This window comes from Bradyrhizobium diazoefficiens USDA 110 (assembly GCF_000011365.1).
Taxonomy (GTDB): Bacteria; Pseudomonadota; Alphaproteobacteria; order Rhizobiales; family Xanthobacteraceae; genus Bradyrhizobium; species Bradyrhizobium diazoefficiens.
This window is the reverse complement of the sequence record NC_004463.1, coordinates 4,832,969-4,859,577: the sequence shown is the minus strand read 5'-3', so window position 1 is coordinate 4,859,577 and position 26,609 is coordinate 4,832,969. Positions and strand designations below refer to the sequence as shown.

Annotated in this window: 27 protein-coding genes; 14 read left to right on the top strand and 13 right to left on the bottom strand. The window is 65.6% G+C overall.

Going from position 1 to position 26,609, the window contains the following annotated elements; genetic code table 11:
- Positions 1-8: 8 nt before the first annotated feature.
- The 8 genes from BJA_RS21905 to BJA_RS21875 all read left to right on the top strand — a co-directional run bounded on the left by BJA_RS21905 (position 9) and on the right by BJA_RS21875 (position 6,649).
- Positions 9-668: a hypothetical protein gene (locus BJA_RS21905; RefSeq protein WP_038967124.1), complete on the top strand. Its 660-nt coding sequence runs from the start codon at positions 9-11 to the stop codon at positions 666-668.
- Between the two features lie 206 nt (positions 669-874).
- Positions 875-1,501: a pilus assembly protein PilZ gene (locus tag BJA_RS21900; RefSeq protein ID WP_038967123.1), complete on the top strand. Its 627-nt coding sequence runs from the start codon at positions 875-877 to the stop codon at positions 1,499-1,501.
- Between the two features lie 122 nt (positions 1,502-1,623).
- Positions 1,624-2,628, top strand: coding sequence for an acyl-CoA desaturase (locus BJA_RS21895; protein WP_011087165.1), 1,005 nt, complete (start codon positions 1,624-1,626; stop codon positions 2,626-2,628).
- A 134-nt stretch (positions 2,629-2,762) separates the two neighbouring features.
- Positions 2,763-3,005 (top strand): hypothetical protein, encoded by a 243-nt coding sequence (locus BJA_RS21890; RefSeq protein WP_038967122.1) that lies wholly within the window; start codon positions 2,763-2,765, stop codon positions 3,003-3,005.
- Between the two features lie 141 nt (positions 3,006-3,146).
- Positions 3,147-3,302, top strand: coding sequence for a hypothetical protein (locus BJA_RS42350; RefSeq protein WP_165448156.1), 156 nt, complete (start codon positions 3,147-3,149; stop codon positions 3,300-3,302).
- 340 nt (positions 3,303-3,642) lie between these two features.
- A complete protein-coding gene (locus BJA_RS21885) occupies positions 3,643-4,683 on the top strand; it encodes a PrsW family glutamic-type intramembrane protease (RefSeq protein WP_011087163.1) in 1,041 nt (346 codons plus the stop codon).
- 69 nt (positions 4,684-4,752) lie between these two features.
- A complete protein-coding gene (locus BJA_RS21880) occupies positions 4,753-5,331 on the top strand; it encodes an HdeD family acid-resistance protein (RefSeq protein ID WP_011087162.1) in 579 nt (192 codons plus the stop codon).
- Between the two features lie 232 nt (positions 5,332-5,563).
- Entirely contained in the window at positions 5,564-6,649 is a 1,086-nt protein-coding gene (locus tag BJA_RS21875; RefSeq protein WP_011087161.1) for a 3-deoxy-7-phosphoheptulonate synthase, read from the top strand.
- Between the two features lie 56 nt (positions 6,650-6,705).
- Here BJA_RS21875 and BJA_RS21870 read toward each other — a convergent pair whose 3' ends face one another.
- From BJA_RS21870 to epmA, 3 genes are read right to left on the bottom strand one after another with little or no spacing between them, the layout of a single operon-like run.
- Positions 6,706-6,960 (bottom strand): hypothetical protein, encoded by a 255-nt coding sequence (locus tag BJA_RS21870; RefSeq protein WP_038967121.1) that lies wholly within the window; start codon positions 6,958-6,960, stop codon positions 6,706-6,708.
- A 43-nt stretch (positions 6,961-7,003) separates the two neighbouring features.
- On the bottom strand, positions 7,004-8,098 hold the full coding sequence (locus BJA_RS21865) for a lysine-2,3-aminomutase-like protein (RefSeq protein ID WP_011087160.1): 1,095 nt from the start codon (positions 8,096-8,098) through the stop codon (positions 7,004-7,006).
- The gene (gene epmA / locus BJA_RS21860) at positions 8,095-9,159 is read right to left on the bottom strand and encodes an EF-P lysine aminoacylase EpmA (protein WP_011087159.1); all 1,065 of its coding nucleotides are present in this window, start codon (positions 9,157-9,159) and stop codon (positions 8,095-8,097) included. Before epmA ends, BJA_RS21865 begins: the two co-directional genes overlap by 4 nt.
- Positions 9,160-9,321: 162 nt before the next feature.
- Here epmA and efp point away from each other — a divergent pair, with 162 nt between their 5' ends.
- The 3 genes from efp to BJA_RS21845 all read left to right on the top strand — a co-directional run bounded on the left by efp (position 9,322) and on the right by BJA_RS21845 (position 12,612).
- Entirely contained in the window at positions 9,322-9,888 is a 567-nt protein-coding gene (gene efp / locus BJA_RS21855) for an elongation factor P (protein ID WP_011087158.1), read from the top strand.
- 24 nt (positions 9,889-9,912) lie between these two features.
- Entirely contained in the window at positions 9,913-11,535 is a 1,623-nt protein-coding gene (locus tag BJA_RS21850) for a peptidoglycan DD-metalloendopeptidase family protein (protein WP_011087157.1), read from the top strand.
- A 168-nt stretch (positions 11,536-11,703) separates the two neighbouring features.
- Complete coding sequence (locus BJA_RS21845; RefSeq protein ID WP_011087156.1) at positions 11,704-12,612, top strand: amino acid ABC transporter substrate-binding protein; 909 nt, start codon at positions 11,704-11,706, stop codon at positions 12,610-12,612.
- Positions 12,613-12,718: 106 nt separating this feature from the next.
- Here BJA_RS21845 and BJA_RS21840 read toward each other — a convergent pair whose 3' ends face one another.
- Both BJA_RS21840 and BJA_RS21835 read right to left on the bottom strand, forming a co-directional pair.
- The gene (locus BJA_RS21840; protein ID WP_011087155.1) at positions 12,719-13,222 is read right to left on the bottom strand and encodes a cupin domain-containing protein; all 504 of its coding nucleotides are present in this window, start codon (positions 13,220-13,222) and stop codon (positions 12,719-12,721) included.
- Between the two features lie 29 nt (positions 13,223-13,251).
- Positions 13,252-13,728: a carboxymuconolactone decarboxylase family protein gene (locus BJA_RS21835; RefSeq protein ID WP_011087154.1), complete on the bottom strand. Its 477-nt coding sequence runs from the start codon at positions 13,726-13,728 to the stop codon at positions 13,252-13,254.
- A gap of 54 nt (positions 13,729-13,782) precedes the next feature.
- Between BJA_RS21835 and BJA_RS21830 the strand changes: the two genes are divergently transcribed.
- Together BJA_RS21830 and BJA_RS21825 are read left to right on the top strand one after the other, a co-directional pair.
- A complete protein-coding gene (locus BJA_RS21830; protein ID WP_011087153.1) occupies positions 13,783-14,313 on the top strand; it encodes a MarR family winged helix-turn-helix transcriptional regulator in 531 nt (176 codons plus the stop codon).
- Positions 14,314-14,698: 385 nt separating this feature from the next.
- A complete protein-coding gene (locus BJA_RS21825) occupies positions 14,699-15,928 on the top strand; it encodes a lytic murein transglycosylase (RefSeq protein WP_011087152.1) in 1,230 nt (409 codons plus the stop codon).
- A 122-nt stretch (positions 15,929-16,050) separates the two neighbouring features.
- Here BJA_RS21825 and BJA_RS21820 read toward each other — a convergent pair whose 3' ends face one another.
- The 3 genes from BJA_RS21820 to recJ form a co-directional block, all read right to left on the bottom strand.
- Positions 16,051-16,848 (bottom strand): aldolase, encoded by a 798-nt coding sequence (locus BJA_RS21820; RefSeq protein WP_038967118.1) that lies wholly within the window; start codon positions 16,846-16,848, stop codon positions 16,051-16,053.
- Positions 16,849-16,956: 108 nt separating this feature from the next.
- Positions 16,957-17,766 (bottom strand): SDR family NAD(P)-dependent oxidoreductase, encoded by an 810-nt coding sequence (locus BJA_RS21815; protein WP_038967134.1) that lies wholly within the window; start codon positions 17,764-17,766, stop codon positions 16,957-16,959.
- Positions 17,767-17,797: 31 nt separating this feature from the next.
- Entirely contained in the window at positions 17,798-19,639 is a 1,842-nt protein-coding gene (gene recJ, locus BJA_RS21810) for a single-stranded-DNA-specific exonuclease RecJ (protein WP_038967117.1), read from the bottom strand.
- Positions 19,640-19,926: 287 nt separating this feature from the next.
- On the opposite strand from recJ, the gene BJA_RS21805 reads away from it, so the two are divergent.
- Positions 19,927-21,003 (top strand): methyl-accepting chemotaxis protein, encoded by a 1,077-nt coding sequence (locus BJA_RS21805; protein ID WP_011087148.1) that lies wholly within the window; start codon positions 19,927-19,929, stop codon positions 21,001-21,003.
- 195 nt (positions 21,004-21,198) lie between these two features.
- On the opposite strand, the gene BJA_RS21800 is transcribed toward BJA_RS21805, so the two are convergent.
- From BJA_RS21800 to BJA_RS21780, 5 genes are all read right to left on the bottom strand, one after another.
- Entirely contained in the window at positions 21,199-22,206 is a 1,008-nt protein-coding gene (locus BJA_RS21800; protein ID WP_038967133.1) for a L,D-transpeptidase family protein, read from the bottom strand.
- A 145-nt stretch (positions 22,207-22,351) separates the two neighbouring features.
- Positions 22,352-23,356, bottom strand: coding sequence for a 4-hydroxythreonine-4-phosphate dehydrogenase PdxA (locus BJA_RS21795; RefSeq protein ID WP_011087146.1), 1,005 nt, complete (start codon positions 23,354-23,356; stop codon positions 22,352-22,354).
- The gene (locus BJA_RS21790) at positions 23,353-24,894 is read right to left on the bottom strand and encodes a tripartite tricarboxylate transporter permease (RefSeq protein ID WP_011087145.1); all 1,542 of its coding nucleotides are present in this window, start codon (positions 24,892-24,894) and stop codon (positions 23,353-23,355) included. Before BJA_RS21790 ends, BJA_RS21795 begins: the two co-directional genes overlap by 4 nt.
- Positions 24,895-24,905: 11 nt before the next feature.
- Positions 24,906-25,388 (bottom strand): tripartite tricarboxylate transporter TctB family protein, encoded by a 483-nt coding sequence (locus tag BJA_RS21785; protein ID WP_038967116.1) that lies wholly within the window; start codon positions 25,386-25,388, stop codon positions 24,906-24,908.
- 225 nt (positions 25,389-25,613) lie between these two features.
- Positions 25,614-26,606 carry a Bug family tripartite tricarboxylate transporter substrate binding protein gene (locus tag BJA_RS21780; RefSeq protein WP_011087143.1) on the bottom strand — a complete coding sequence of 331 codons (993 nt, stop codon included), beginning with the start codon at positions 26,604-26,606 and terminating at the stop codon, positions 25,614-25,616.
- Positions 26,607-26,609 lie beyond the last annotated feature (3 nt).

Below are 26,609 nucleotides of genomic sequence, written 5' to 3'. Positions count from 1 at the left end.
GTGGACCCATGGAGCAGCGCAAATCCCCCTCGGACGGCCAATCCGGCATTGCCTCGCCGGCACTGCCGCCCTGGATGCAGCGCACGACGCCCTACACACCGGACCGCCGCGCCAGGATGCTGGAGCACATGGCGCGAGCGAGGTCGCTTCCGCCGCGCCAGGCCGCGACCGCGCCGGAGCCCTCGCCCGTCAGCGGCATGCACATTCTCGGCGACGCCTACGGCTACGCGGTTCTGTTCGGACTGATGGCCCTCCTCTTCATGTCGCGGGTTCCGCTCTACCTCGGCGCCTTTCTCTTCTTCGCCGACGGTGAGCGCATCGAGCGCGCGCTCGCAGCGATCGGCATCCGGCTCGAGCCCGATGCGCTCGGACCCGACGTCATCAAGAGCTTCACATACCTGTTCGGCTGGTTCGCGCTGCTCGCGTCCTTCAAAGGCTCGGTGCCTGCCTGGCTGGCGCCGTGGATCCCCCCAGCCGAGTCATGGGCGTTCCTTGCCGGCATCGCCCTCGCGCTCGCCATCGTCGAAGCATTCGCAACGCGCGCGCTGCGGCACGCATTGCCGTGGTTCGGATTGAACGTTGGTGCGGAGAGTCTGGCCTGGAAAACGACCAGGCTCCTTGTCGCCGTGGCCGTGCTGGCCTGTCTCGTTCTGCTCGGCTCTCTCTGAACGCCACGGCCGAGCCGTCGCTCTCAATGACGGTGTTGTGAACTTGCGTGCCCCATAATCGGGACCTTATGCCGCTTTCGCCGGTGCATGACCCGGCCACGCGTTTACCGGAAATTTACCCCTGCTCCTGAGCGGCGGTATCATTTACTTAGAATTTGACCGCTACCGTGGAAGTACGGAAATACTCCGAAACCCGATTGGCGCGGATGTCCATCGCAGAATTCCTCAGGCAGCGTGCAGTGGAAGTCACCGTGAGCGGCAGCTACTCGCTGCCGCGCTGGTACGATTGTGAGGGCAAGCTCCGCACCTTCGCCTGCCGGACCAAGCGCGTCTCGCCGTTCCGCATGATCGTGGACGTGCCTGTCGTCGGCAAGATCGGCGAGCGCGTGACCTCGTACTTCCAGGATTTCGGCGAATTCCAGTGCACGATCAGCGCGACGCTGAAGTCGGGCTTCCTGATGGAACTCGACATGACGCGGGCGCGGCGCGCCTGGATGTCGGAGAAGCTGACCTGGCTGGAGAAGAAGCAGAGGGACGCCAGCGTCCAAGAGCTGCGCAATGACGCCCGCTTCGTTCCGCAGGTCTCTCACACCTTCCTGACGCTCGCAGACGGCAGCACCCATCCCTGCTTCATCATCGACGTCTCCACCGCCGGCGTCGCGATATCCTGCGAATACGATCCGCCGATCGGTACCCCGCTTGCGATCGGCGCCTGCGTCGGCCGCGTCATCCGCAAGTTCGACAACGGCTTTGCGGTCAAATTCGCCGAGAAGCAGCAGTGGGACGACGTCGTCCGCCTGATCGCGCGCTCGCCCGTGCCGCAGCCGGCCTGAGACCGGCTGGCTCCATCTTAACTCTTTCTTAACGAAACGCTGGAGGTGGCGAGCCCTGCGCGATAGGGTGTGAACCAGTACGGCCGCAATCATTGCGGGCCTAACGTATTGGAAGTCCCGGAATGTCTATCGCTGACGCTGAGTTCGCCCAGGCAAAGACCGCTCAGAGCGCGCCCACCGCCGCCAAGCCGCAGCTTCCCCCCGGTGTCGTGACCGAGGGACCGCTCGTCAAAGCCAAGCTGCGCGAAAGCTATCTCCTCCTCGGCATCCTCTATGTCGGCGCGGTCGCGGGCATCATCTGGGCCGTCACGCAGGGCGTCGGCAAGGTGGAGCTGTTTACGTTTGCCTGGATGTTCGCGCTGACGACATTCGGCATCGGCGCCGGCATGCACCGTCTGTTCGTCCATCGCAGCTTCCGCACCGGCCCGATCATGCGCGTCTTCTTCTGCGCCATCGCCCAGATGGCGGTGCAGGGCTCGATCGCCAAATGGGTCGCAAACCACCGCCGCCACCATCTCTATGCCGATGACGTGGGCGACCCCCACAGCCCGCAATTCGACGGCTTCGGCAATCGCTATGTCAGCGCGCTCAAGGGCTTCCTGCACGCCCAGGGCAGCTGGGTATTCGACCAGGCGACCACCGACAACGAATACTATGCCAAGGACATCCTCGCCGACCCCATCGCGATGTTCTTCGTCCGCACTCGCTGGGTCTGGTACGGGATGTCGGCCGTCTTCATCCCCGGCTTCATCGGCTACGTTTTCGGCGGCGTGCACACCATGATCGGCTGCGTGCTGTTCTCCGGCCTGCTCCGGGCCTATCTGCTGATCCTCGTCAGCCAGCTCACCGGCTCGGTCTGTCACGCCTACGGCTATCGCCGCTTTGAGGTCGACGACGCCTCGACCAACGAGTTCGTGACCACGATCCTCACCTTCGGCGAGGGCCTTCACAACAACCATCACCGCTTCCCGCGGGACGCCTATATCTCGCACGCCTGGTGGGAGATCGATCTCAACGGCCTGATCATCTTGGGCATGGAGAAGATCGGCCTCGTCCACGACGTCTTCCACGCCTCGCACCGTCAGCTGGAGCGGGCGTCGGAAGCGCAGGCGGCCTCGACGCGCTGACCGGCAGGCGGCGGCCCTCCGGGGCCGTCTTGCCTCCGCATCTCTGCCCTATCGCGGCCCCATTGCGGGATCAGCTTTTGAGGGTCTGTGCCTCGCGCCGGACCTCATTTGCAGATTTGCGATCGGGGGACCGAATGGCAGTCGACAAGATCACCTGGGACAGGGTCGGCCGGGTTACCGAGCCCGGACGCTACATGTACACGTTCGGCTGGCTCACCATCACCGCCGGCGATCTCGAGATCTGGAAGCAATACCCGCAGGCCGCGTTCACGCTGCTCGCGCAGCACGCCGAGCCGGACGAGTCCATCGGGGAGGAATTCCATCTCGGCGCCTTCGACATCGCCCCCGAGGCGGCGCCGCCGTTCACCACGCACTGAAGGCTGGCAGCGGCAGCCCCGATCGCCCTGCGCCAACGCGCCGATTCGAGCCTCCGCAAGCAACGCCTGGTAGGAGGCGCGGTCGCGCCGAGCGCAGGCCGCTGCAGGAACGCATGGCATGCACGTTGCTTGGCTATCGCCATGATCCATGTCGCCGCCGTCGATCAAGCCTTCCTGCTGCTGTTGATCGTGTTCTGCCTGGGCTCGTGCCTCGTGCGCGTCTTCTGGCAGCTGGAGCAGGTGCGGGCTCGCCGTACCGCCACATCACCCCGCCGGCGCACAAGGAAGCGTGACTAGGCCGATCTACCCGGCCGCGCGTTGTTCTGGCGGACGGCACGCCTGCCAGACTCGCCGCCGGGAGACGTGCATCGTGAATCGAAGAAACCGGTGCACTTCCTTGATTTGGCTTGCCAATCGCGGCCCGATCCTGGACATGCGATCGCGACCATCCAGGACCAACAGGCGCGTTGATGACCAACAGGCCCGATACGCAAATGATTGTGCCTGCATTCGGTCCCAGCGGTGCGTATGAACGGGAGCTGTCACGCCCGTTAAGCGAGGCGACAGCAAGCGCATGACACATGGTCGCAGCGGTGATTGTAGATAAGCGGATCAAGGGAACCTATTTTCGGCGCCGATGTATCTGATTGAAGCTTTACCCACCGTCATCGGAACTGCCGCCATCGCCCCGGCGCTGCTGATGCTGTGGCTCGTCATTGCCGCCGAAGAGCGCCCGGGACCACCGGCCCAGGTCTGGACCGCGTTCCTGCTCGGCGCGGCCAGCATCTCGCTGCTGGGCCTCGCCCGCGCCCCCTTCGCCAAGATGGTTGCAGCCCCCGACAATCCCTGGGCGGCGCTGGCGATGCATTCGATCTTCGGCGTCGCGCTGCCCGAGGAGGCCGTCAAGGTGGTCGCCATCGTGCTGGTCTCCTCGACCAAGCGGCGGACCTTCGCCAATCCGATGGACACCGTGGTCTATGGCGCCGCGGTCGGCCTCGGCTTCGCCGCCTACGAGAACCTCGCCTATCTCGTCCAGCATGCCGAGATGTGGCGCTCGCTTGCCGCCTTGCGCAGCGTCCTCACCGTGCCGTTCCACGGCGCGCTCGGCATCATCGCCGGCGCTTACCTGACGATCGCCCGTGCCGGCACGGCGCTGGGCGCAAACCGGCACCATCGCGACTGGGCCCGTCTCTCCAGCCGCCTGCTGATCTTCGCCGGCCCGCTCGCGCTGCACTCGGCCTTCGACTTCCCGCTGCTGACCCTCCAGCGCATGCCGGATCTGGACCCGACGCTGCGGATGTGGCTGGGCGCCGCGAGCCTCCTGGTCGGCTTCAGCTCGATCGCCTTCGCCATCCGCCTGGTGCGGCGCGTCGCGCGCCACCACGCGCCCCGCACGGACGTTGCGCGGGAGCGGCTCAGCCAGTTGCGCCGGATGTGGGCGCTGCTGCTGGCCGGCGGCGGCGTCGGCTTTCTCGGCCTCGCCTTCGTGCTGACCTCGATCCACCACTGGCTGATCAACCCCGAGCGCAATCTGACGCTGGCCCTGATCCCGATCGGCTTCGTCTCGATCCTGCTCGGCCTCGCGCTTCTGATTGTCACAACGGCGATCTATATTCTCGGCCGCAACCGCATTCGCACCAGCGGCGAAGGTTTTTCGTCCGCGCACGGCGGCGGTTGAGCCGCGGGATGGCAAGCCCGCTGCGCGCATACTAGATTGAGCACACACCCTTCGATCCGGAGCCTGCCGATGACATCGCCTGAAGATCTTTCACGGCTGCAATCCGCGATGAGCAAGACTGTGAAGGCGCATTGGAAGGCCTTCCTGTTCGAGGGCATCCTGCTCGCCGTTCTCGGCGTCGCCGCACTGATCCTGCCGCCGCTCGCAAGCCTTGCCATCGCGATCTTCCTCGGCTGGATGTTCTTGATCAGCGGCATTGGCGGGCTGATCGTGACCTATTGGGCGCGCAGCACGCCGGGCTTCTGGTGGTCGCTAATCTCGGCCGCGCTGGCCGTGCTTGCCGGTATGCTGCTGCTGGCGCGGCCGATGCAGGCCGTGCTGACGTTGACCATCGTGCTCGGCGCCTATTTCCTCGCCGAGGGCGTCGCCACCATCATGTACGCACTCGAGCACCGCCGCGAACTGAGCGGCCGCTGGTCGTGGCTCCTGATCTCCGGTCTCGTCGACATCGCGATCTCGTTCATGGTGATCACGGGGCTGCCGAGCTCGGCGGAATGGGCGATCGGCGTGCTCGTCGGTATCAACCTGCTGTTCGGCGGCGCCACCCTGATCGGCATGGCGCTGGCGGCACGCAACAGCAACACCTGAGGGGTCTCGTCGCCCGCCAAGCCGATTGGGGGGTGACAACCAGCCAATGGCACGCTATATCGCCTGCCATGATCACCGTTGCCACCAGCTATTTTTGGTACTTTAGCTACGACAGCTCGCTGGCGGCAGGAGGATCGCGCTCAATCTGAAATATTGAAGCAAACGTCCGAACAGCCGCCAGACCTGGCGGCTTTTTTATTGGCCGGCAGGTTCAAACAAGCAGGAGCCCGCCGTGCTGAGCACGACTGACGATCTTCGTATCCGTGAACTGAAAGAGCTGAGCACGCCGGATGAGGTAATGCGGGAGGTCCCGCGCACGCTCACCGCAACGCGTGTGGTGATGGCGGCGCGCAACGCCATCCATGCCATCCTCACCGGCCAGGACGACCGCCTGCTGGTGGTGGTCGGCCCGTGCTCGGTGCATGATCCCCGGGCCGCGCTCGACTACGCTGAGCGTCTGACAAAACTGCGCGAGGACCTCGCCGACCAGCTCGAGATCGTAATGCGGGTCTATTTCGAGAAGCCGCGCACCACCGTCGGCTGGAAGGGCCTGATCAACGACCCCGATCTCGACGGCAGCTTCGACATCAACAAGGGCCTGCGGCTGGCGCGCAACGTGCTGTCAGCGGTGAACAATCTCGGCCTCCCGGCCGGCGCCGAATTCCTGGACATGACGACGCCGCAATACATCGCTGACCTCGTGTCCTGGGCCGCGATCGGCGCGCGCACGACCGAGAGCCAGATCCATCGCGAGCTGGCCTCCGGGCTGTCCTGCCCGGTCGGCTTCAAGAACGGCACCGATGGCAATGTGCGGATCGCGGCGGACGCAGTGAAGTCGGCCTCGCATCCGCATCATTTCATGGCGGTGACCAAGCTCGGCCGCTCGGCGATCGCCTCGACCGCGGGCAACGAGGACTGCCACATCATCCTGCGCGGCGGCAGCACGCCGAACTACGATGCGGCAAGCGTCGCGGCGGCCTGCAACGAGCTGGCGAAATCCGGCGTCGCGCCGCTGGTGATGGTGGATGCGAGCCACGCCAATTCGAGCAAGAAGCCGGAGAACCAGCCGCTGGTCATGGCCGACATTGCCGGCCAGATTTCCGGTGGCGAGAGCCGCATCATGGGTGTGATGATCGAGAGCAATCTCGTCGCCGGCCGCCAGGACGTGGTTCCGGGCAAGCCGCTCACCTACGGCCAGAGCATCACGGACGGCTGTATCGACTGGGCGACCACGGCAACTGTGCTCGAGCAGCTCGCCGATGCGGTCGAAATCCGGCGCAACGCCCAGCGCGCGGGGCTGCACGAGCGCTCGGCGTAAGGCCAAAGCAAACGCGGGCGGGGCGAGCTGTCGCGCCCTGCCCGCACCGACGCGGCCTAGCAGCCGCGGCAGATGCTCTTGATCTTCTTGTCGAGCGCCTGGTTTTCCTTGCTGAGGGGATCGTTCGGGTCGCTCAAATTCTTCTCGTTCGGCACGTCGCCGGCGCGCGGCTGCCGATGACCGACGGGTGCAGGCGGCAAATTGCCCGCCGACGGTCCCGACGTGGTGGTCGATCCCTTGCTGCCGGTCTGCGCCACTGCCGCGCCGCCGAGCAAGACCACGAGCGACACGGCCACGATGATCCTCTTCATTTCCGTTCCTCCATGCTCAAACCGGCGTCCACTCCGTCACCACTCACGTCTCGGGCGGATAGAGATGAACGTCCCCGCAATAGTCCACGATACGATAGCGCGTTTCCGTCGCCGCTTCACGTGCGTCGGGTGCGGTATTTTGTGCCGCCAACACATAGTTCGGCCCCACCGGCGACTTGCCGGCACCCCCGGGAATGTCGATGACGTAGTCAGGCTGACAGAGTCCTGACACCCGTCCGCGCAGCTGCCGCATCAGCTCCTGCCCCTCCGCCAGCGTGGTGCGCAGATGCGCAGTGCCCGGTGCGAGATCGCCGTGATGCAGATAGTACGGCTTGATCCGGCATTCGACGAAAGCTCGCATCAAATCCGACAAGGCCGTGACGTTGTCATTGACGCCGCGCAAGAGCACGGACTGGCTGACCATGGGAATCCCGGCATCGACGAGCCGCGCGCAGGCTGCGCGGGCGCCTTCCGTGAGCTCGCGTGCATGGTTGGCATGCAGCGCAACCCAGGTGGTCGCGCCCGCAACCTTCAGCGCTGCGACCATCTCGTCGCTGACGCGCGCGGGGTCGGCGACGGGCACGCGGGTGTGAAGGCGGATGATCTTGACGTGATCGATGCCGGCGAGATCGGCCATGATCTCGCTCATGCGGCGCGGCGACAGCATGAGGGGATCGCCGCCGGTCAGGATCACCTCCCAGATCTCGTCGTGCGCGCGGATGTAATCAACGGCAGCACGATAAGCGCTGTCCGAGAGCGCGTTGTCCTTGCCGGGGCCGACCATCTCGCGGCGGAAGCAGAAGCGGCAATAGACCGCGCAGACGTGAACGAGCTTGAACAGCACGCGATCGGGATAGCGGTGCACGATGCCCGGGACCGGCGAATGCGGGTGATCTCCGATCGGATCGGCGCTCTCGCCCGGCTGCATCTCGAGTTCCGCGGCGGTCGGCACGAACTGGCGGGCGATGGGATCGTCAGGATCGGATGTGTCGATCAGCTCGACCAGCGCCGGCGTGATCGCGACCGCATAGCGCGCGGCAACGCGCTCCAGTGCGGGCAGCGCCGCGGCAGGCGCGAGGTGCTCGGCCACGAGCTCGGCCGGCTCGCGCAAGGTGCGTGCAAGATTGGTCTTCTTCATGTTTCACTCAGCGCTTCATTTGCAGGGGGTGTCCACACCACCTGATCAATCCGCGTTGCGCCGCTGGCCAGCATCACCAGCCGGTCGAAGCCGAGCGCGACGCCGCTCGCCTCCGGCATTGCGGCGACCGCGGCTAGAAAGTCCTCGTCCAGCGGATAGGCTTCGCCATAGCGGCGCTGCTTCTCCGCCATCGATTCGGTGAAGCGCCGGCGCTGCTCTTCGGCGTCGGTCAGTTCGCCAAAACCGTTGGCGAGTTCGACGCCGCAGGCATAGACCTCGAACCGTTCGGCGACCCTGGGATCGCCGGCCTTCACGCGCGCCAGTGCCGCCTCGGGAGATGGGTATTCGAACAGAATGGTCAAACGCCCCTGTCCCAGATGCGGCTCAACATGCTCGACCAGAACCTTGCTGAAGATGTCCGACCAGGTGTCGTCCCCGGCCACGCGGATCTTGCCGCCAGCCATTTGGGCGAGCGCGGCACGGTTACCCTCGTCACCCGAGATTGTCGACAGCAGATCGATGCCGGCGAACCGTTCAAAGGCGCCTGCGACCGTCAGGAGCTCCGGCTCGGCGAAGGGATCGGCGGTCCGGCCGCGGAAGGAGAAGGTCCCGATCCCGGTCGCCTGCGCCGCGCGGGCGATGACCACGACGGTGTCGGCCATGATGGCGTCATAAGGCGCACCGGCCCGGTACCATTCCAGCATGGTGAATTCGGGCAGATGCAGGTCGCCGCGCTCGCGGTCACGGAACACCCGGGCGAACTCGAAGATTCGGGGCTCGCCGGCCGCCAGCAGCTTCTTGCAGGCAAATTCCGGGGAGGTCCGCAGGTAGCGGCTGGCCCGGCTGCCGTCGGGCCGCACGATCTCGGTCCGGGGGGCGTGCAGATGGGTCTCATTGCCCGGGGAGACCTGAAGAACGGAGGTTTCGACCTCCATGAAGCCCTGCTCGGCGAAAAAGCCCCGTAAAGCCCCGGTCACGGCTCCCCTCGCCTGGAGGAACGGCCGCCGGTCGAGGTGGCGCTCGGGCGACCAGAACGGCGAAATCGGCTTGTCCCCAGCCATTAACCGACCACCCCAGCCATCAGCAAAGTGCTGGCATCCAACGGCAAAATCAGTATGTTGCGGCCCGAAACGGGCGCCGAGGTCTGATTTGAGGCCCCAAGTCCCCCATCAATTTGACCACGTCCTGGCCGGAGCCGGGCCAAGCAAGCAGGAAATACAGCTTTGAGAGTCATCGCCAGTTCTATTCGCAAGGGCAACGTGATCGAGCAAGACGGCAAGCTCTATGTCGTCGTGAGCGCCGAGAACATCCATCCCGGCAAGGGCACCCCGGTCAGCCAGATCGAAATGCGCCGAATCTCGGACGGGGTAAAGATCTCCGAGCGCTACAAGACCACCGACCAGGTCGAAAAGGCGACGATCGAAGAGCGCAACTTCACCTTCCTCTATGAAGACGGTGACGGCTACCACTTCATGAACCCTGAGACCTACGACCAGGTCCAGGTCTCCAAGGACGTGGTCGGCGACGCGGCCGCCTATCTTCAGCCAGACATGACCGTCAAGCTGTCGACCCACGACGTCAACGTGGTCTCGCTCGCGCTGCCGCAGCGCGTGACGCTGGAAGTGGTGGAGACCGAGCCGGTGACCAAGGGCCAGACCGCCTCGTCTTCCTACAAGCCCGCGGTGCTTTCCAACGGCATCCGCACCACCGTGCCGCCGCACATCGCCGTCGGCACCCGCATCGTGGTGATGACCGAAGACGGCTCCTACTCCGAGCGCGCCAAGGACTAAGCCAGGGATCGAGGATCGGAACAGGTGCCGCCGGGGGGCGAGACAGTGGATAGGAAGAGTTTCCGCTTCGTCTCGCTTCTTTTGGCGTCGCTGTCGCTCCTCACCGCCACTCCGCTCGCTGCGGACGAATTCCGCAGCCCCTCGCTCACGGCCCTGCGCGTCGATTGGCGCGCAGCGCTCGACCAGCTCCGCACCGAGATCAACAGCCACCCCCGGGCCGCGGACGATTTCATCTTCGTGCCTCGCCGTTCCGTGCCGCGCTACGATCCGCGCGCGATGCCGGCACTGGTGCAGCTCAACGCAATCTCCTCCCAATTCTTCACCGGCATTGCCCGCAGCTCCGTGCCCGTGCTGCTGCCGTTCGACGCCGGCGCCTATCGCGAGGCCCAGCGCAACGGCGCGCCGCCGAGCCTGTCGCTGTCGCGCTATCAGGCTGATTTCAACCCCGTCGATATGTTCGACGCCGGCCCCGCCGGATATAGCGCGAGCTTCTCGCTCGAACCCGGCGCCGGTGACGGCATGCCGACGCGTGTCTTCGCAAGACCCGTCGAGGTGCAGATCACGGGCTCTGCGCTGCTCTATGACATCGCCGATCCCGCCGGCGGCAAGGGTGAGCCGGTCAAGCCGCTTGCAGCCCATTATCCGGACCTGCGCAGGTTCATCCGCGAAGGCTATGTGCGCTACGCCTTCACTCGGTTCGGCGTCGCCTATGTCGTCTCCATCCAGTGCCTGGACAGTGTCGCAAAACCGCGGCGGCTTGCCTGCAAGGAGGCCTATCCGGTTGCCGAACGCTTCCTGAAGGCGCTGCGCGTCGCCGGCGGCCAGCGCATGCGGCCGCTGATGGACGTTGCCTCCGACATCATCGATCGTCCTTCAGGGCGCTCGGCCGATTTCAGCTACCGGCCGAGCGGCGACATCATCCCGAACACCGGCTACCGCAACAAGAGCGGCCATCCGGACGTGATGGCCTATGCGCAGATCCGCTTCCCGCTGGAGAAGGCGCCCGCCTTCGTGCGCTCGCAATCCTACGGCAGGCGCGACAAGAACGAGAGTCCGACGGCCTACCCCTGGCGCGACAATTTCTGCGAGTCCCGCAGCTTCGAAGTCGGGCAATGCGGCGGCGGTTACGGCCACCAGGGCGAGGACATCCGCGCCGCCGAGTGCCCGCCGCCCGGCGAAGGTCGCGCCCCCTGCGATCCCAAGCAGCGCGCCGTCGTCGCCGTGCGCGACGCCATCGTGATCCGCGCATCCAAGGACCAGGCCGCGACGCTCGAGATCAACAGCCGCACCGAGCACATGCGCTTCCGCTACATGCACATGAACCCGCAGGTGATGAACGCCGACGGCGTGCTTAACGGCCGCATCGTGACCGAAGGCGAGAAGATCGGCGTGGTCTCGAACTATCTCGACCATCCCGCCGGCACGTCGATGCATCTGCATTTCGACGTCCAGGTGTTCACCCGCGACGGCTGGATCTGGGTCAGCCCCTACGTCACGCTGGTCTCCGCCTATGAGCGGCTGATCCGTGCCCGCGGCCGCGAGGTCGGCCCGGAGATCGCGGGCGGCCCGCAGCCTGTGGCACATGCGCTGCCTGAGGACGTGATCAAGCCGGATCAGCGCGAGGGCTCGAGCAGCGAGGAGAATTGAGGCAACTCGCGCCTCACCGCGCGGCGCGCCTCGATGACGATCTCATGACGCCCCTTTCGGCGCACGAGGCTTAAGCGGATCGGCGTCCCGACCTCCCCGAACGACCCGGCCTTCTCTGGCCCCAGAATTGCTTGGCTTCCGGCAAGCAAACTGGAGAAAGGGAAGCACATGCGTTGTCTGACCACGGCGGTCATCGTGGCCGTCGCATTCGCCGTGCCGGCTCATGCGCAGGAATTGACCGGTACGCTGAAGAAGATCAAGGAGACCGGCGCGATCACGCTCGGGGTGCGCGACAGTGCAGTGCCCTTCAGCTATATCGACGAGAAGCAGAAGACCGTCGGCTACGCCATCGACATCTGCATGAAGATCGTCGAGGAGATCAAGGCCGAGTTGAAGCTGGACAAGCTCGCGGTCAACGAGAACCTCGTCACCTCGTCCAACCGCATTCCACTGATGGCGAACGGCACCATCGACCTCGAATGCGGCTCGACGACCAATAACGCCGACCGCCAGAAGCAGGTGTGGTTCACCAACACGCATTTCCTCACGGCGAGCCGCTTCGTGTCGAAGAAGGCTTCGAAGCTCGATCAGGTCGATGACCTCAAGGGCAAGGCCGTCGTCTCGGTCGCGGGCACCACCAACATCACCCAGCTCAACAAGGCCAACGCCGCGCGCGCGCTCGGGATCAACGTCATGAATGCAAAGGACGTCCCCGAGGCGTTCCTGATGGTCGAGACTGACCGGGCCGAGGCCTTCGTCATGGACGACATCCAGCTCGCGGCCATGATCGCCTCAGCGAAGGATCCGTCGCTCTACGCCATCAGCTCCGGCGCCTTCTCCGATCCGGAGCCCTACGGCATCATGCTGCGCAAGGACGACGCACAGTTCAAGGCCGTGGTCGATCGCGCCACGGCAAAACTCTACAAGAGCCCGGAGATCGAGAAGATCTACAACAAATGGTTCATGGAGCCGGTGCCGCCGCGCGGCCTGAACTTCCACGTGCCGATGCCGGTGTCGATGAAGAAGTCGTTCGAGCACCCGTCCGACAATCCCGATCCGGCGTCGTATGGTGGCTGACGAGATCGCGGAGCACGCCGATCGTATAGTCGGGATGCGCGAAGCGACATCCGGGATGTTCACGACAACTGTTCCCGGGTGTCGCTTCGCTCGCCCGGGCTACGAACTAGTCCAGAAACGTCGTTAGCTGCGCGCCCTCGTCCGCCACGAACACCGCGATCAATTCCGCCGGCTGCGTGGCGCTGGCATTCGCCGACACCAGATGCGTCGCGCCGGGCGGCTCGAAGAAGGACTGGCCGACGCCAAACGTCTCGACCGGGCCGCCACCGAGCTGGGAGCGGATCTCACCCTTGGTGACGTAGGCGGTCACCGAGCCCGCGTGGCGATGCGGCCGCGTAAATCCGCCGGGGCCGTAGAAAACGCGCACGATGGTCACGCGCTTGCCCGGCACGTTCGGCAATGCATAGGAGCCGATCGGCTCGACCTTGTCGAGCGGCGAACTCTCCGCGGCTGTCGCGCAGAGCGGCGCGAGCGCGCCGGATACGGTCTCCATCGTCAGCGGCAGCGCCTTGCCGATCGCGAGTGCGCAGGCGAGCCCGCCGGCAACGGCCAGCGCCATTGAACGCGACGGCACCGGGCGTTGCGTGGTGGCCAGACTCATTGCTGTCATGACAACCTCCCCTTTTTCCCTGATGGCAATCAGGATGCGGCATTCGTTGCGACCGGCCGCTTCGCCGGCGTCCAGCGATAGGCCGCGCCAAACCGGTTCCAGACGTTGATCGAGGCGACCGCCGAGGTCAGGTACATCAGCTCGGACTCGGAGAATTCGCTGGTCACTTCCGCGTAGACCTCGTCGCTGACGCCGTCGGGCAGGAAGGTCAGGGCTTCGGTCCAGGCCAATGCCGCACGCTCGCGCGCCGAGTAGATCGGTGCCTCGCGCCAGACCGCGACCAGATTGAGCTTGTCCACGGGCACGCCGATGCGCTCCGAGAGCAGGATATGATGCTGCACGCAGAAGGCGCAGCCGTTGATCTGCGAGGCGCGCAACTTGACCAGTTCGAGAAGCTGCTTGTCGAGGCCGGCCTTGGCCGCAACCTGGCCCAGCGCCAGCACCAGATCATACGCGTCGGGCGCAATCCTCTTGAAATCCTCATATTCGCTGCGGGCGTGTGACATTGCCGTGCACCTCGTGTTATTGTAAGAGCACTTATACTGTATAAGAGCTCTTATATGATGCGCAAGGCCGCTGACTTCACAAGATCGAAAAGCCCGCGGAAGGCCTCCGCCGCTTCCGACGGGAGCGCGGTCCACGTGCCCGCCCCGGGGGAAGGCAAACGCGGCGAGCAAGGCTATCTCGGCTATCTGCTGCGCCAGGCCCATGCCGCGGTCCGCCTGACGATGGAACGGACGCTCGCCGATCTCGGCGTGACCTCGCCGCAATTTGCCGTGCTGACAATGCTGAACGCCTATCCAGGCCTGTCGGGCGCCGACGTCGCCCGCCTCACCTTCCTGACGCCGCAGACGGTCGGCGTCATCATCCGCAACCTCGAACGCGACGGCGCGATTGCGATGACGCCTCATCCCGTCCACGGCCGCATCCAGCAATGGACCCTGACGCCGCGCGGCGCGACGCTGCTGAAGGCCTGCCGGGATCGGGTGATCGCGCTGGAAAAACGCCTCGCCCGGAATCTGGATAGCAAGGCGGAAACAACGGTCCGGCGCTGGCTCGCCGGAATCGCGGCCGATCTGCAGGACGACTAGACCGCGCCGGGACTAGCCCTGGCCGCCGAAGCCTCCGTCGCCGCCATCGGCATCCGACAAGTCGCCGACGGCGCCATCGCCCTGAATGCCTCGGCCAAAGTTTTCCGCAATGATCGTCAGGATCACGACGAACGGCCCTGCGCCGAACGGCCAGGGAGCACGGATGATGTCGAACAGCTACCGCATGCGCGTATTCTGCATGACAAGAGCGAACCGACCGTAAAGCGGCTGAGCAAAAAATCGGGGAATGGCGCTTTCGTGTGCTTGGCCCCACCCGCCCTTCAACATCTTCTTAACCTCACCATCGGGCCGTGCGGCGGGTCGCCTGTTCCCAACGTTCCAGGAACCGGCTCACAGGCGCCATGTTTCCCGCTAGACTGCACACATGAAACAAGCTGATTCCTCGGCCAATCACACCCGCCGCACCTTGCTGAAGTCTGCGCTCGGCGTGGCAGCCATCGTCGCGTCACCCACCTGCGCCCTCGCCGCGCCGCCAGGCTTCGATGAGTGGCGCGAGAGTTTTCGCGCACGCGCAATGGCGAAGGGCATTTCGGCCGCGACCTGGCAGCGCGCAATGGCGCGGGTCGAGCCCGACATGAGCGTGTTCAAGCAGATGCGCAACCAGCCCGAATTCCACGAGCAGGTCTGGCAATACATCAACCGCCGCGTCTCCGACTGGCGCATCATCAACGGCAAGATCGCGCTGAAGAACAACGAGGCCCTGCTCGCGCGCATCGAGCGCGACTTCGGCGTCGAGCGCGGCACGCTGCTGGCGCTGTGGGGCGTCGAGTCCGCTTATGGCGATCCGCTGGTGCAGCAGAACCACATGACGCCGGTGTTTCCCTCGCTCGCCGCGCTCGCCTGGAACGAGCCGCGCCGCAAGGCCTATTGGGAGACCGAGTTGATCAACGCGCTACGCATCGTCGACAAGGGCTGGAGCACGCCGGAGGAGATGAAGGGCTCCTGGGCCGGTGCGATGGGGCATTCGCAATGGATGCCCGAAGTCTGGCTCAATGTCGGCATCGACTATGACGGCGACGGCAAGGTGTCGCCATTCGGCAAGCCCGACGACGCGCTGGGCTCGACGGCAAAGTACCTGGTCAATCGCGGCAAGTGGCGCCGCGGCGAGCATTGGGGCTACGAGGTGCGCGCATCCGGCGACGTGAGCGGCAGCCGGACCTATGCGGCCTGGGCGTCAGCCGGCGTCACCCGCGCCGATGGCCAACCGTTCCCGCAGCCCAATGCATCGGCGCAGATGTGGACGCCGGTTGCGGGCGGACCGACGTTCCTGCTGGGGCCGAATTTCTACTCGGTGAAAAGCTACAATCCCTCGATGAACTATGCGCTGGCGATCTGCCATCTCGGCGACCGCTGCCTCGGCGCACCGCCCTTCATCCAGCCCTTCCCCGGCTCCGAGCGCGCGCTGACGCTCGCCGAGGTCCAGGAGATGCAGACGCGACTGACCAAGGCCGGGTTCGACACCGGCGGCACCGACGGCCGCGTCGGCAACGACACCATGAAGGCGATCAAGGATTTCCAGCAACACGCGGGGATCACGCCGGCGGACGGCTATGGCGGGCTGAAGGTGCTGGCGAGGCTGCGGCAAGGGCCGTAGGAGCCGGTCATTCCGGGGCGCGCCACTCGGCGCGAGCCCGGAATCCATTCCTCCACGTCGCTCGCTGCGCGATGGATTCCGGGCTTGCGCTTCGCGCGCCCCGGAATGACGGCCCCAAGAGATCAGTGCCTGTACTGCGGCTCCTCAGCATCAAGCTGTCTACGGATCGCAGCCAGATGCAACCGCGCGGATTCGGAATCGCCCTCGCGCATCTGCTTGTAGGTCTCGGCCGCAATCGCGGGATCGACGGCCAGCACCTTGCGTCCCGTCGACATCGCCAGCACCTGCACCTCGGCAGCGCGCTCGAGGTAGTAGAGATCGTCCCAGGCCTCCGCGATGGTCGGCGCCAGCACCATCACGCCGTGATGCTTCATGAAGACGATGTCGGCATCGCCGACGGCGGATGCGATCCGCGCGCCTTCGCGGTTGTCGAGCGCAAGGCCGTTGTAGTCGCGGTCGACCGCGGTGCGGCCGTAGAATTTCAGCGCGGTCTGGCCGGCCCAGATCAGGGGATCGCCCTCGGTCATCGACAGCGCGGTGGCGTAGGGCATGTGGGTGTGGAACGCGACCTTGGCGCGCGGCAGGCGCTTGTGCATCTCGGCGTGGATGTAGAACGCCGTCGCCTCGGGTACGCCCTCGCCGTCGAGCACGTTGCCGTGGAAGTCGCATATCAAGAGCTTTGACGCGGTCAGCTCGCGGAAGGCGTAGCCGTAGGGGTTGACGAGGAACAGGTCGTCGTGGCCCGGCACCACGGCCGAGAAGTGGTTGCAGATGCCCTCCTCAAAGCCGTTGCGCGCGGCCATGCGGAAGCAGGCGGCGAGATCCTCGCGCGCGGTGCGGATCGCGTCGGTGGCAAGGTCCGGCCGGTTCGAGCGGAATGGCGCCGGCGTGGATGACGAGGAGTGAAGGCTGTGCGCCATGGCGAAGGACACCTTTGTCGGTCGAGAGCTGCGCGCCTTGTACAGGGCCGACGCCTGCGCGTCAGCCCCCGCGGGCGCCACCCTGCCCTTCGCAGCCCGCGCGGCGGCTTATTGCCGCCGCGGCACGCCGCCGGCGTTCATACCGCCGTCGATCACGAGCTCGCTGCCGGTGACGTAACGCGAGGCATCTGACGCCAGATACAGCACGCCGGAGGCAATCTCCGCGGCCTGCCCGGCGCGGGCAAGCGGCGTGACGACCCGGGCCCGTTCCTCCGGATCGATCGGCGCATTGCCCTGGTTGCCGGTCGCCCCCGTCGGGATCTTGCCCCAGATCGGAGTGTCGATGATGCCGGGATGAACGGAATTGACGCGAATGCCATCGCCCACGGCCGCGCACTCCATCGCGATCGATTTCGCAAACAGCCGCACGCCGCCTTTGGTCGCCGAATAGGCCGACAACCCCGGCGCGCCGCGCAGGCCCGCCAGCGAGGACATCATGACGATCGAGCCGCCGCCGGTCTTGCGCATCAAAGGCAGGCAATGCTTGACCGAGAGAAACACGCCGTCGAGGTTGATCGCGTTCTGCTTGCGCCAGTCACCGAGCGTCATGTCGACGATCGAGGGCACGGCAATGCCGATGCCGGCATTGGAGACCATGATGTCGAGCCGGCCGTAGCGCTTGGCGATCTCGGCGACGATCTCGATCCAGCGTTCCTCGCTGCTGACGTCCTGCTCCAGGAAGATCGCCTTGCCGCCGGCCTTTGTGATGCGCTTGGCGAGCTCGGGGCCGCGCAACTCGTCGACGTCGGTTGCGATGACGGTGGCGCCCTCGCGCGCGAACAGCTCGACGATCGCCTCGCCGATGCCGGAGGCGCCGCCCGTCACCAGCGCGACCTTGCCCTCAACCTGCCCTGCCATGTTCACTCCCTTTTCTTGTTGTTTGAGGCCGCTACTTAATCACGGATGGCCCCTGGTCCGGTAGCGCGACGTCGATGACGCGGAACTGCACACGCTCGGCGCCCTGATAGCGGTCGACCGACAACGATCCCGCGACATGCAATTGCTGACCGCGATTGGCGACCAACGCGTTGCCGAGTTTTTGTCCGACCGAACGGAAGGCGATCCCGTTGACGATGGCGCCATCGCCGGACTTGAAGCGCAAACGCAGATGCGCCTGGCCGACCTCATCGGCATAGACGAGCTGATGCGCCGGCAGCGCCAGCACGGCTTCCGGATTGCCGCTGCCAAAGGGCCCTGCGCGGTTGAGCGTCGCCGCAAGCTCCGTCGTCACCGCGCGCGCGGAGACGGCGCCGTCGATATAGAGCTCGTTGACGTGGCGCGCCTCGGCGACGTCGCGCGCCAGCGCATTTTCGAGATAGGCGCGGAATTCGGCGAGCTTCTCCTTGCGCAGCGTGACGCCCGCGGCCATCGCGTGGCCGCCGCCCTTGAGCAGGATGCCGTCGGTGACCGCCTGCCGCACCGCCTTGCCGATATCGACGCCGGCGATCGAGCGCCCGGAGCCGGTGCCGATGCCGCCGGGCTCGAGTGCGATCGCAAAGGCGGGCCGCGAAAACTTCTCCTTCAGGCGGGAAGCGACGAGGCCGACCACGCCGGGGTGCCAGCCTTCGGACGCCGTGACGATGACGCCGAGCTTGTCCTCCAGTCCGATCGAGGCCAGCGCCTCGGCCTCGGCTTGCGCTTCCGCGGCCTGCTCGATGACACGGCGTTCGGTGTTGAGGCGATCGAGTTCAGCCGCGATCCGCGCGGCTTCGACGCTGTCGCCTTCGAGCAGGAGCCGCACACCGAGATCGGCGCGGCCGATCCGGCCGCCGGCATTGACCCGCGGCCCCAGCATGAAGCCGAGATGCCAGGCCTCCGGCGGGCCGTTGAGCCGCGCCACGTCCATCAGCGCGGTGTGGCCGACATGATCGCGCCGCCGCATCGCGATCAGCCCCTTGGCGACGAAGGCGCGGTTGAGTCCGATCAATGGCGCGACATCGGCGACCGTGCCGAGCGCGACGTGATGCAGCATGCCGAGCAGATCGGGCTCGGGCATCTCCGCATTCCAGAAGCCGCGTTGGCGCAATTCGCGATTGACCGCGACCAGTGTCACCAGCACGAGACCGACCGCGGCGAGATGGCCAAGGCCCGAGAGATCGTCGAGCCGGTTCGGATTGACCAGTGCGTCGACCAGCGGCAGCTCCGTCCCGGCCTGGTGGTGATCGATCACGACCACGGACATGCCGAGGCGCTTGGCCTCAGCCAGCGGCTCGATGCTGGTGGTGCCGCAATCGACGGTGACGAGCAGCGTGGCGCCCTTCGCGGCCAGCCCGCGCACGGCTTCGGTATTGGGCCCGTAGCCCTCGAAGATCCGGTCGGGAATGTGGATCAGCGGATCGAGCCCGCAATGGCGCAAGTGCCAGGCCAGCAGCGCCGCCGAGGTCGCGCCGTCGACGTCGTAGTCGCCGAAGATCGCGACCTTCTCGCCCTTCGCCGCGGCATCGGCGATGCGCTTTGCGGCGGCCTCCATCTCCGTCACCGTGAAGGGGTCCGGCATGAGCTTGCGGATGGTCGGGTCCAGGAAGTCCGGCACCGCGTCGATATCGACCCCGCGCCCCGCCAGAACCCGCGCCAGCAGTTCCGGCAACTGGTGCCGCTGCACAATGGCGAGCGCCTGGGCCGCCCCGCGGGCGTCCAGCCGGTCGCGCCAGAGCTTGTCGGTGAGCGAGCGCGTCACCCCCAGGAACGCCTGGGGCGCTTCGACGGGCAAGGCAGTGGTAGGCGGCGTCATGACGAGCGGCAATCTGTTGGGAACTCGAGGTTCGGGCGAACACGCGAGGCGCCCGGTCACTGGCTTAAGGGGATTGGCCAGGAAACCCCGGCGATTTGCAACGGCCGGGCTGCACAAAGCGGTGGATGGCCAGCCGACGGGCCGGAGTGACTATCATTTGGGCATTCCACCGAACAGCAAATTAAGCAGGCGTTAGGCGGAATCCTCGAAAAAGAATCGTATTCGATCTGTAAGCGATTGTTCCGGGTTCATTGCAGATCAGGCCTCATTGCCAAGGGAACTCCCCGATGTCTGCTGTGCTGGGTCTGAAAGCCAAGCCGATTGCCGCCGAACCCGCTGAAGATGATTCCGACATTTCCGCGCTGATCAACCGCCTCACCGCGGAGGTCAACCAGATCGCGGTCGACAAGACCAAGGCGATCCAGCAGATCACCAACCAGATGAAGATGCTGGCGCTAAACGCGCTGATCGAGAGCTCGCGCGCCGGCGCGCAAGGCGCGGGCTTCGCGGTGGTGGCGCAGGAGGTGCGCGGCGTCGGCCAACAGGTCGAGAGCATCGCGCGCGAGCTCGAAACCCAATTGACGAAACGCACCGGGGATCTCGTCGCCTCGATCGACCGCATGAGCCAGCGCTCGCGCGGCGAGCGCATGGTCGATCTGTCGCTCAATGCGGTCGAACTGATCGACCGCAACCTCTATGAGCGCACCTGCGACGTGCGCTGGTGGGCCACCGACTCCGCCGTGGTGGATTGCGCGGCCTCGCCCGCACCGGCGGCAGTCACCGACGCCTCGCAGCGCCTCGGCGTCATCCTCGGCGCCTACACCGTCTATCTCGACCTCTGGCTCTGCGACCTCGACGGCAACGTCATCGCCAATGGCCGCGCCGACCGCTTTCGCGTCGTCGGCCAGAACATCGCCCACACCAAATGGTTTCGCGAGGCGCGGACGTTGCGCTCCGGCGACGACTATGTCGCCGGCGACGTCGAGAACCAGCCGCTGCTCGGCAACGCGCAGGTCGCGACCTATTGCGCCAGCGTCCGCGCCGGCGGCCAGGCCAACGGCACGCCGATCGGCGTGCTCGCCATCCATTTCGACTGGGAGCCGCAGGCCCGCGCCATCGTCCAGGGCGTGCGCGTCGGCGACAGCGACAAGGCACGCGTGCTGCTGGTCGACTCCAATTTCCGCGTGATCGCGGCCTCCGACGGCCAAGGCATTTTGAGCGAGCGCATCTCGCTGTCGCTGAACGGCGAGCGCTCCGGCTTCTATCACGACCGCTCGGGCACGATGATCGCGTTCCACGCGACACCCGGCTACGAGACCTATCGCGGCCTCGGCTGGTATGGCGTGATCATCTGCGGAGCCTGAGGCCAGGATCCGTCCGCTCGATAAAAAATCGCAAAACAACCCCATACACAGTAGCCGGGCGTTGTTTTCATTAGTGTTTTTCCTGCAGCTCAAGCTGTTTTGACGCGTCGGGCAAAACAGTGGCATTATGCGACTATTCCGAAATCCGAAAACGCACTCGTTGCCTTGGGCCGGCGACCGCCGTGTGAGCGCCCCTCACTTGGCGCCCTCCACAAAGGCGACCGGCGTGCCTTTCGCGACGCTCCCAGCGACGCGTTCGGCGTCCCAATTGGTGAGACGCACGCAGCCGTGAGATTCCGCTTTGGAAATCTTGTCCGGCGAAGGCGTGCCGTGAATGCCGTAGCCTTCGGCGGACAAGTTGATCCACACCGTCCCAACCGGATTGTTCGGACCTGGTTTGATGGTAAAGGGCTTGCGCGAACGGACGCCCTTGAAGTGATAGGCGGGATTGTAGCGATAGAGCGGATTCTTGCTGACTTCGGTGACCTTGAGCGTGCCTGAGGGCGACGGCTTGTCCTCGCTTCCCACAGTCGCCGGATAAAATCCGATCAGCGCATTCGACTTGTCGAACAGTTTGACGGTCTGCCTGACCTTGTCGACCTCGACCCTGTCTGCCTTTGCAGGCGCACCCTCTCCCGCACTGGCAGTGTCCACCACGACGATGGTGTCGCCGGCGCGATCAAAACGGCGCCCGGGGTTGAGCGCCGCCAGAAGCTGCTCGCTCATGTGAAATTTCTCGGCCAGGGCTTCGCGCGGACTGGTGAAGCCGAGCTTCGGGATGTCCTTCATGTCCTCCATCTTCGACGGCAGCTTGTTCAGGAAAGGACCCGCCGCGTCCCGCTCGGTGATGGTGTAGGTCAGCGTGACCGGCCGCTCGTCCGCCCGCAGCGCCTTCCAAACCTCCTCCATCGGAGCCTCCGAGCCCGGCAACTGCCGGGCTTCCGCATAGGCGCGTAGCGCCTTCTTCGCATTCTCCCCGAACCTGCCGTCGATCTCGCCGGGCGAGAAATGCGCCCTGTCCAGAAGCACTTGCAACCGCACGCCCGCCGGAGTCGGCTTTTCGTTCGAGAGAGTCTTCTTCGATGGCTCGGCGGACTCGATGACGGCCGGGCTGATCTCGGCCGCGAACGCGGGTGCTGCCGCCAGAACAAGGATCAGAACGATGCAGAATACCTGGGCGCGATCGACCGACCGGGCGCTCATCATCGTCCTTCGCGACCCGCGATCGCCCATGTGCCAGCTCCGGGATGGAGACATTCACCGAATTGGCAACTCGGAGCGACCACGGAAGTTTCTAGTTTTTCCCGAGGGCGACTGGCGCAGCCGACGAGCTAGTGCCCGTGGTCGATCACCCAGCACGGCGCCCGGCCATCTCCGCCGCGAGCAGCAGCGCGGCGCGGCTGGCCCCGATCGATGCGATGCCCTGGCCTGCGATGTCGTAGGCGGTGCCGTGCGCGGGCGTGCAGATCGGGAATGGAAAGCCGCCGAGCAAGGTCACGCCGCGATCAAAGCCCATCAGCTTCATCGCGATCTGGCCTTGGTCATGATACATCGTCAGCACCGCGTCGAAGGCGCCGCCCTTGGCGCGCAGGAACACGGTGTCGGCCGGGAACGGCCCCTCCGCGGCAATGCCCTCGCGCTGGCCGGCCGCGACCACCGGCTCAATCATGTCGATCTCCTCGCGGCCGAAATTGCCGCCGTCGCCGGCGTGAGGATTGAGACCCGCAACCGCAATGCGCGGGCGCGCAAAGCCGGCGTTGCGCATGCAAGCATCGGTCAGTTTCAGCGCGCGGTGGATGCGTTCGCTGGACAGCTTTGCAGCCACATCCCTAAGCGGGATGTGGGACGTGACCCGCGCGTTCCAGAGCCGGTCCAGCACGTTGAACTCGCTGGCCGGCGTCTGGAGGCCGACCACCTCCGCGGAAAACGCGATCTCGTCGTCATACTCGGCGCGGGCAAGGCGCATCGCCTGCTTATTGAAGGGGGTGAAGCAGACCGCATCGACGCGGCCGTCGCGGCCGAGTTCGAGCGCGTGCCGGTAATTGGTCAGCGCGAATTTTCCGCCGGCAAGCGTCGCGGTCTTCGGCTCGACGTCCCTGGGGTCGAGGTGGCGAAGATCGACAAACAGCGCGTCGCCCTGCGCCGATCGAAGGTCGGCCCCCTGCTCCACCATGGTCAGGTCCGGCTTGGCGCCCGCAACGTGCGCGCCCTCGTCGAAGATGCGGCGGTCGCCGATCACCACGAGCCGGCAGCTCGCGCGGATGTCGCCCTCCACCACGAGCTTCGCCGTCAGCTCCGGGCTGATGCCGGCGGGATCTCCCATCGCCAGTGCAATGAGCGGCTTTGCGGTCATATGATCACCTTCTCCTGAGCTGTCGTCTCATTCCTGTCGGATGGCGTGGGCTTGCGCAGCAAACGCGCGAGCTGCAACGCGAGCGGAAGCAGCAGCAGCGTGATGCCGGCCACGATCAGGCACGTCACCAGCTTGTTCGCAAAGAAGATCCCGAGCGATCCCTTCGACATCAGCATCGACTGCCGGAACGCATCCTCGGCCTTGTCGCCGATGACGATCGCGAGCACCAGCGGCGCCAGCGGATAGAACAGCTTCTTGAAGAGATAGCCGACGACACCGAAGCCAAGCATCATCACCACGTCGAGATAGGAGTTCGACACCGAATAGGCGCCGACGACGCAGATGATCACGATCAGGGGCGCGATGACCACGAACGGGATTCGCATCAAGGCGGCGAAGACCGGAACGGTCAGCAGCACCAGCGCAACCGCGACGATGTTGCCGACATACATCGAGGCGATCAGGCCCCAGACAAAATCCTTCTGGTCGACGAACAGCATCGGCCCTGGATTGAGGCCCCAGATCATCAGCCCGCCCATCATGACGGCCGCGGTCGCCGAGCCTGGAATGCCGAGCGAGAGCATCGGCAGCAGCGCGCTGGTGCCCGCGGCATGGTCGGCCGTCTCCGGCGAGATGATGCCTTCGAGCTCGCCGGTGCCGAAATATCGGCCGCGGCGCGAGAAGCGGCGGGCGATGCCGTAGCTCATGAAGGATGCGGCGGTCGGGCCGCCCGGCGTGATCCCCATCCAGCACCCGATCGCGGCGCTCCGCAGCAGCGCAACGCTATGCCGCGGAAGGCGGCCGACTGCGCGAAACACCTCGCGCCAATCGATCTTCGAGGAGACGGCGCGGGCATGGAATTCCTCCTCGACGGCAACCAGCAGTTCGCCGATGCCGAACAGACCCATCACCGCGACGACGAAGTTCACCCCCTTGACCAGCTCGTCGATGCCCATGGTCAGCCGGACGCTGCCCGAGACGGTGTCGATGCCGATGGCGGCGATCGCAAAGCCGATCGCGAGCGCCACGACGGTCTTGATCGGGGCCGCCCCGCCCATGCCGACGAAACTCGCAAAGGCCAGGAAATAGACCGCAAAATATTCCGCCGGCCCGAAGGCGAGCGCGACCTGCGCCACCCAGGATGCGAGGAAGGTGATCAGGATGACGCCGACCAGCGCGCCGAACGCAGCCGAACCAAAGGCGGTCGCGAGTGCCGTCGTCGGCCGGCCGTCCCGCGCCATCGGATAGCCGTCGAAGGTGGTTGCGACAGAGGACGGCTCGCCGGGAATGTTGAACAGGATCGAGGTCACCGAGCCGCCGAACAGCGCGCCCCAGTACATGCTGGAGAGCAGGATGATCGCCGACACCGGCTGCATGCCGAAGGTCAGCGGCAGGAGCAGCGACACCCCGTTCGGCGCGCCCAGCCCCGGCAGCACGCCGACGAGAATGCCGAGCAGCACGCCGACCGCCATCAGCAGCAGATGCGGCACGGTGATCGCGATGGTGAAGCCGTGCAGCAGTTCCCCAAGATTATCCATCGGCCTCTCCGTCAGATGCCGAACGCGGCGGCGAGCGCGCCATGCGGCAGGCTGACCTGGAACATGCGCTCGAACACGACGTAGAGCGCGAGCGCCGTTGCCGCCGCCATCGCCAGCGCGCGTGGCACGGATTGGTGCCTCGGAATCGCCAGCACGGCGAAGACGTACAGGCTTGAGGCGATGTACATCCCGACCAGCGGGATCGCGGCAACGAAGATCGCGGCCGGCACGAACAGGCCGGCAAGCCGGCGCAGCTCGATCGGTGTGATCGCGATGGGAACGCTTGCGAGCGTCGTCGCCGGCAGAAGACCTCTCACCAGATTGTAGAGGCTTCCGAGCACGATGATGATTCCGGTCAGGAACGGAAACGTGCCGGCGTCCACGCCCGCGCTCGACCAGCCGATGCCGTTGTCGAGGCTGGAGACGACGACGGCCACACCAAAGCTGCCGGTGAGGATAGCGGTCGCAAGCTCAAGCGCGCGGCGTGAGATCATCGAGAGCTCCGTTCGAGCGGCGTGCCACGGCCAGTGAATGACGCACGCGTCTTCCAAGCCATCAAGTGTCGTCCCGGCGAAAGCCAGGACCCATAACCCCAGGGAGAAGTTTGACGAGGCCTGGAAGCCAAGTCGGTACCACCACCAACGCTCCACGATAGATCAAGCGGTGTGGGTCCCGCCGTTCGCCGGGACGACAGTGGAGATTGTGGCACGATGGTCGCCTCACTTGACCAGCCAGCCCTGCTCGCCCGCAACCTGCTTGACGTGCTCAAGGTCCTCCTTGATGAACTTGTCGAGCTCGGCGCCGGTCAGGAACGTGTCGACCTGGGAGGTCTTCTCGATGTAGTCCTTCCATTCCGGCGTCGCCTGCACCTTCTTCATGAGGTCGACATAGAACGCGGCCTGATCCGGCGTGACCTTGCCGGGCAGCCACACCGTCCGCGGCTGCTCATATTGCTTGATGTCGAGCCCCTGCTCGGCGCAGGTCGGAACGTCGCTCCAGCCTTCAGTCGCGGTGACCTTGGGACCCTGCGGCAGCCGTTTCGGGCTGAAAACGCAAAGCGGTCGCTGCGTGCCGCCACGCCATTGCCCGAGGCTCTCGCTGGGATTGTTGACGTGGGAGTCGAGGTGTCCGCCGGCGAGCTGCACGGCGGTCTCGGCGCCGCTCTTGAAGGGGATGTAGGTCAGCTTGACCTGACCGGCCTTCTCGATCATGCGGGTCAGCACCTCGTCGGTGTCCTTCGACTGCGCGCCGCCCATCTTGAATTCGCCCGATGCGGCCGCCTTCAGATAGTCCCCTGCCGTCTTGTAGGGCGCATCCTGCTTGACCCAGAGCAGGAACTCGTCCTGCGCCATCGCCGCGATCGGGGTGAGATCGGTGTAGTTGAAGGCGACTTTGGAGACGAGCGGCTGCTGCCAGGCGTTCGACGTTCCGAAGATCACCTTGTAGGGATCGCCTGCGGACGCCTTGCCGTAGACATAACCTTCGGCGCCGCTGCCGCCGCCCTTGTTGACGACGACGATGGGCTGCTCCGTCAGCTTGTACTTGGTGACGATGTTCTGCACCGCGCGGGCGAGATTGTCGGTGCCGCCGCCCGGTCCGGCGGTGGCCACGAACTCGATCGGCTTTTGCGGTTGCCAGGCCGCAAACGCCGGGACCGTGCCGGCGAGCACGGTCGCGGCTGCGGAAAGCAGAAGTGTTGACGTCCGACCCATGAT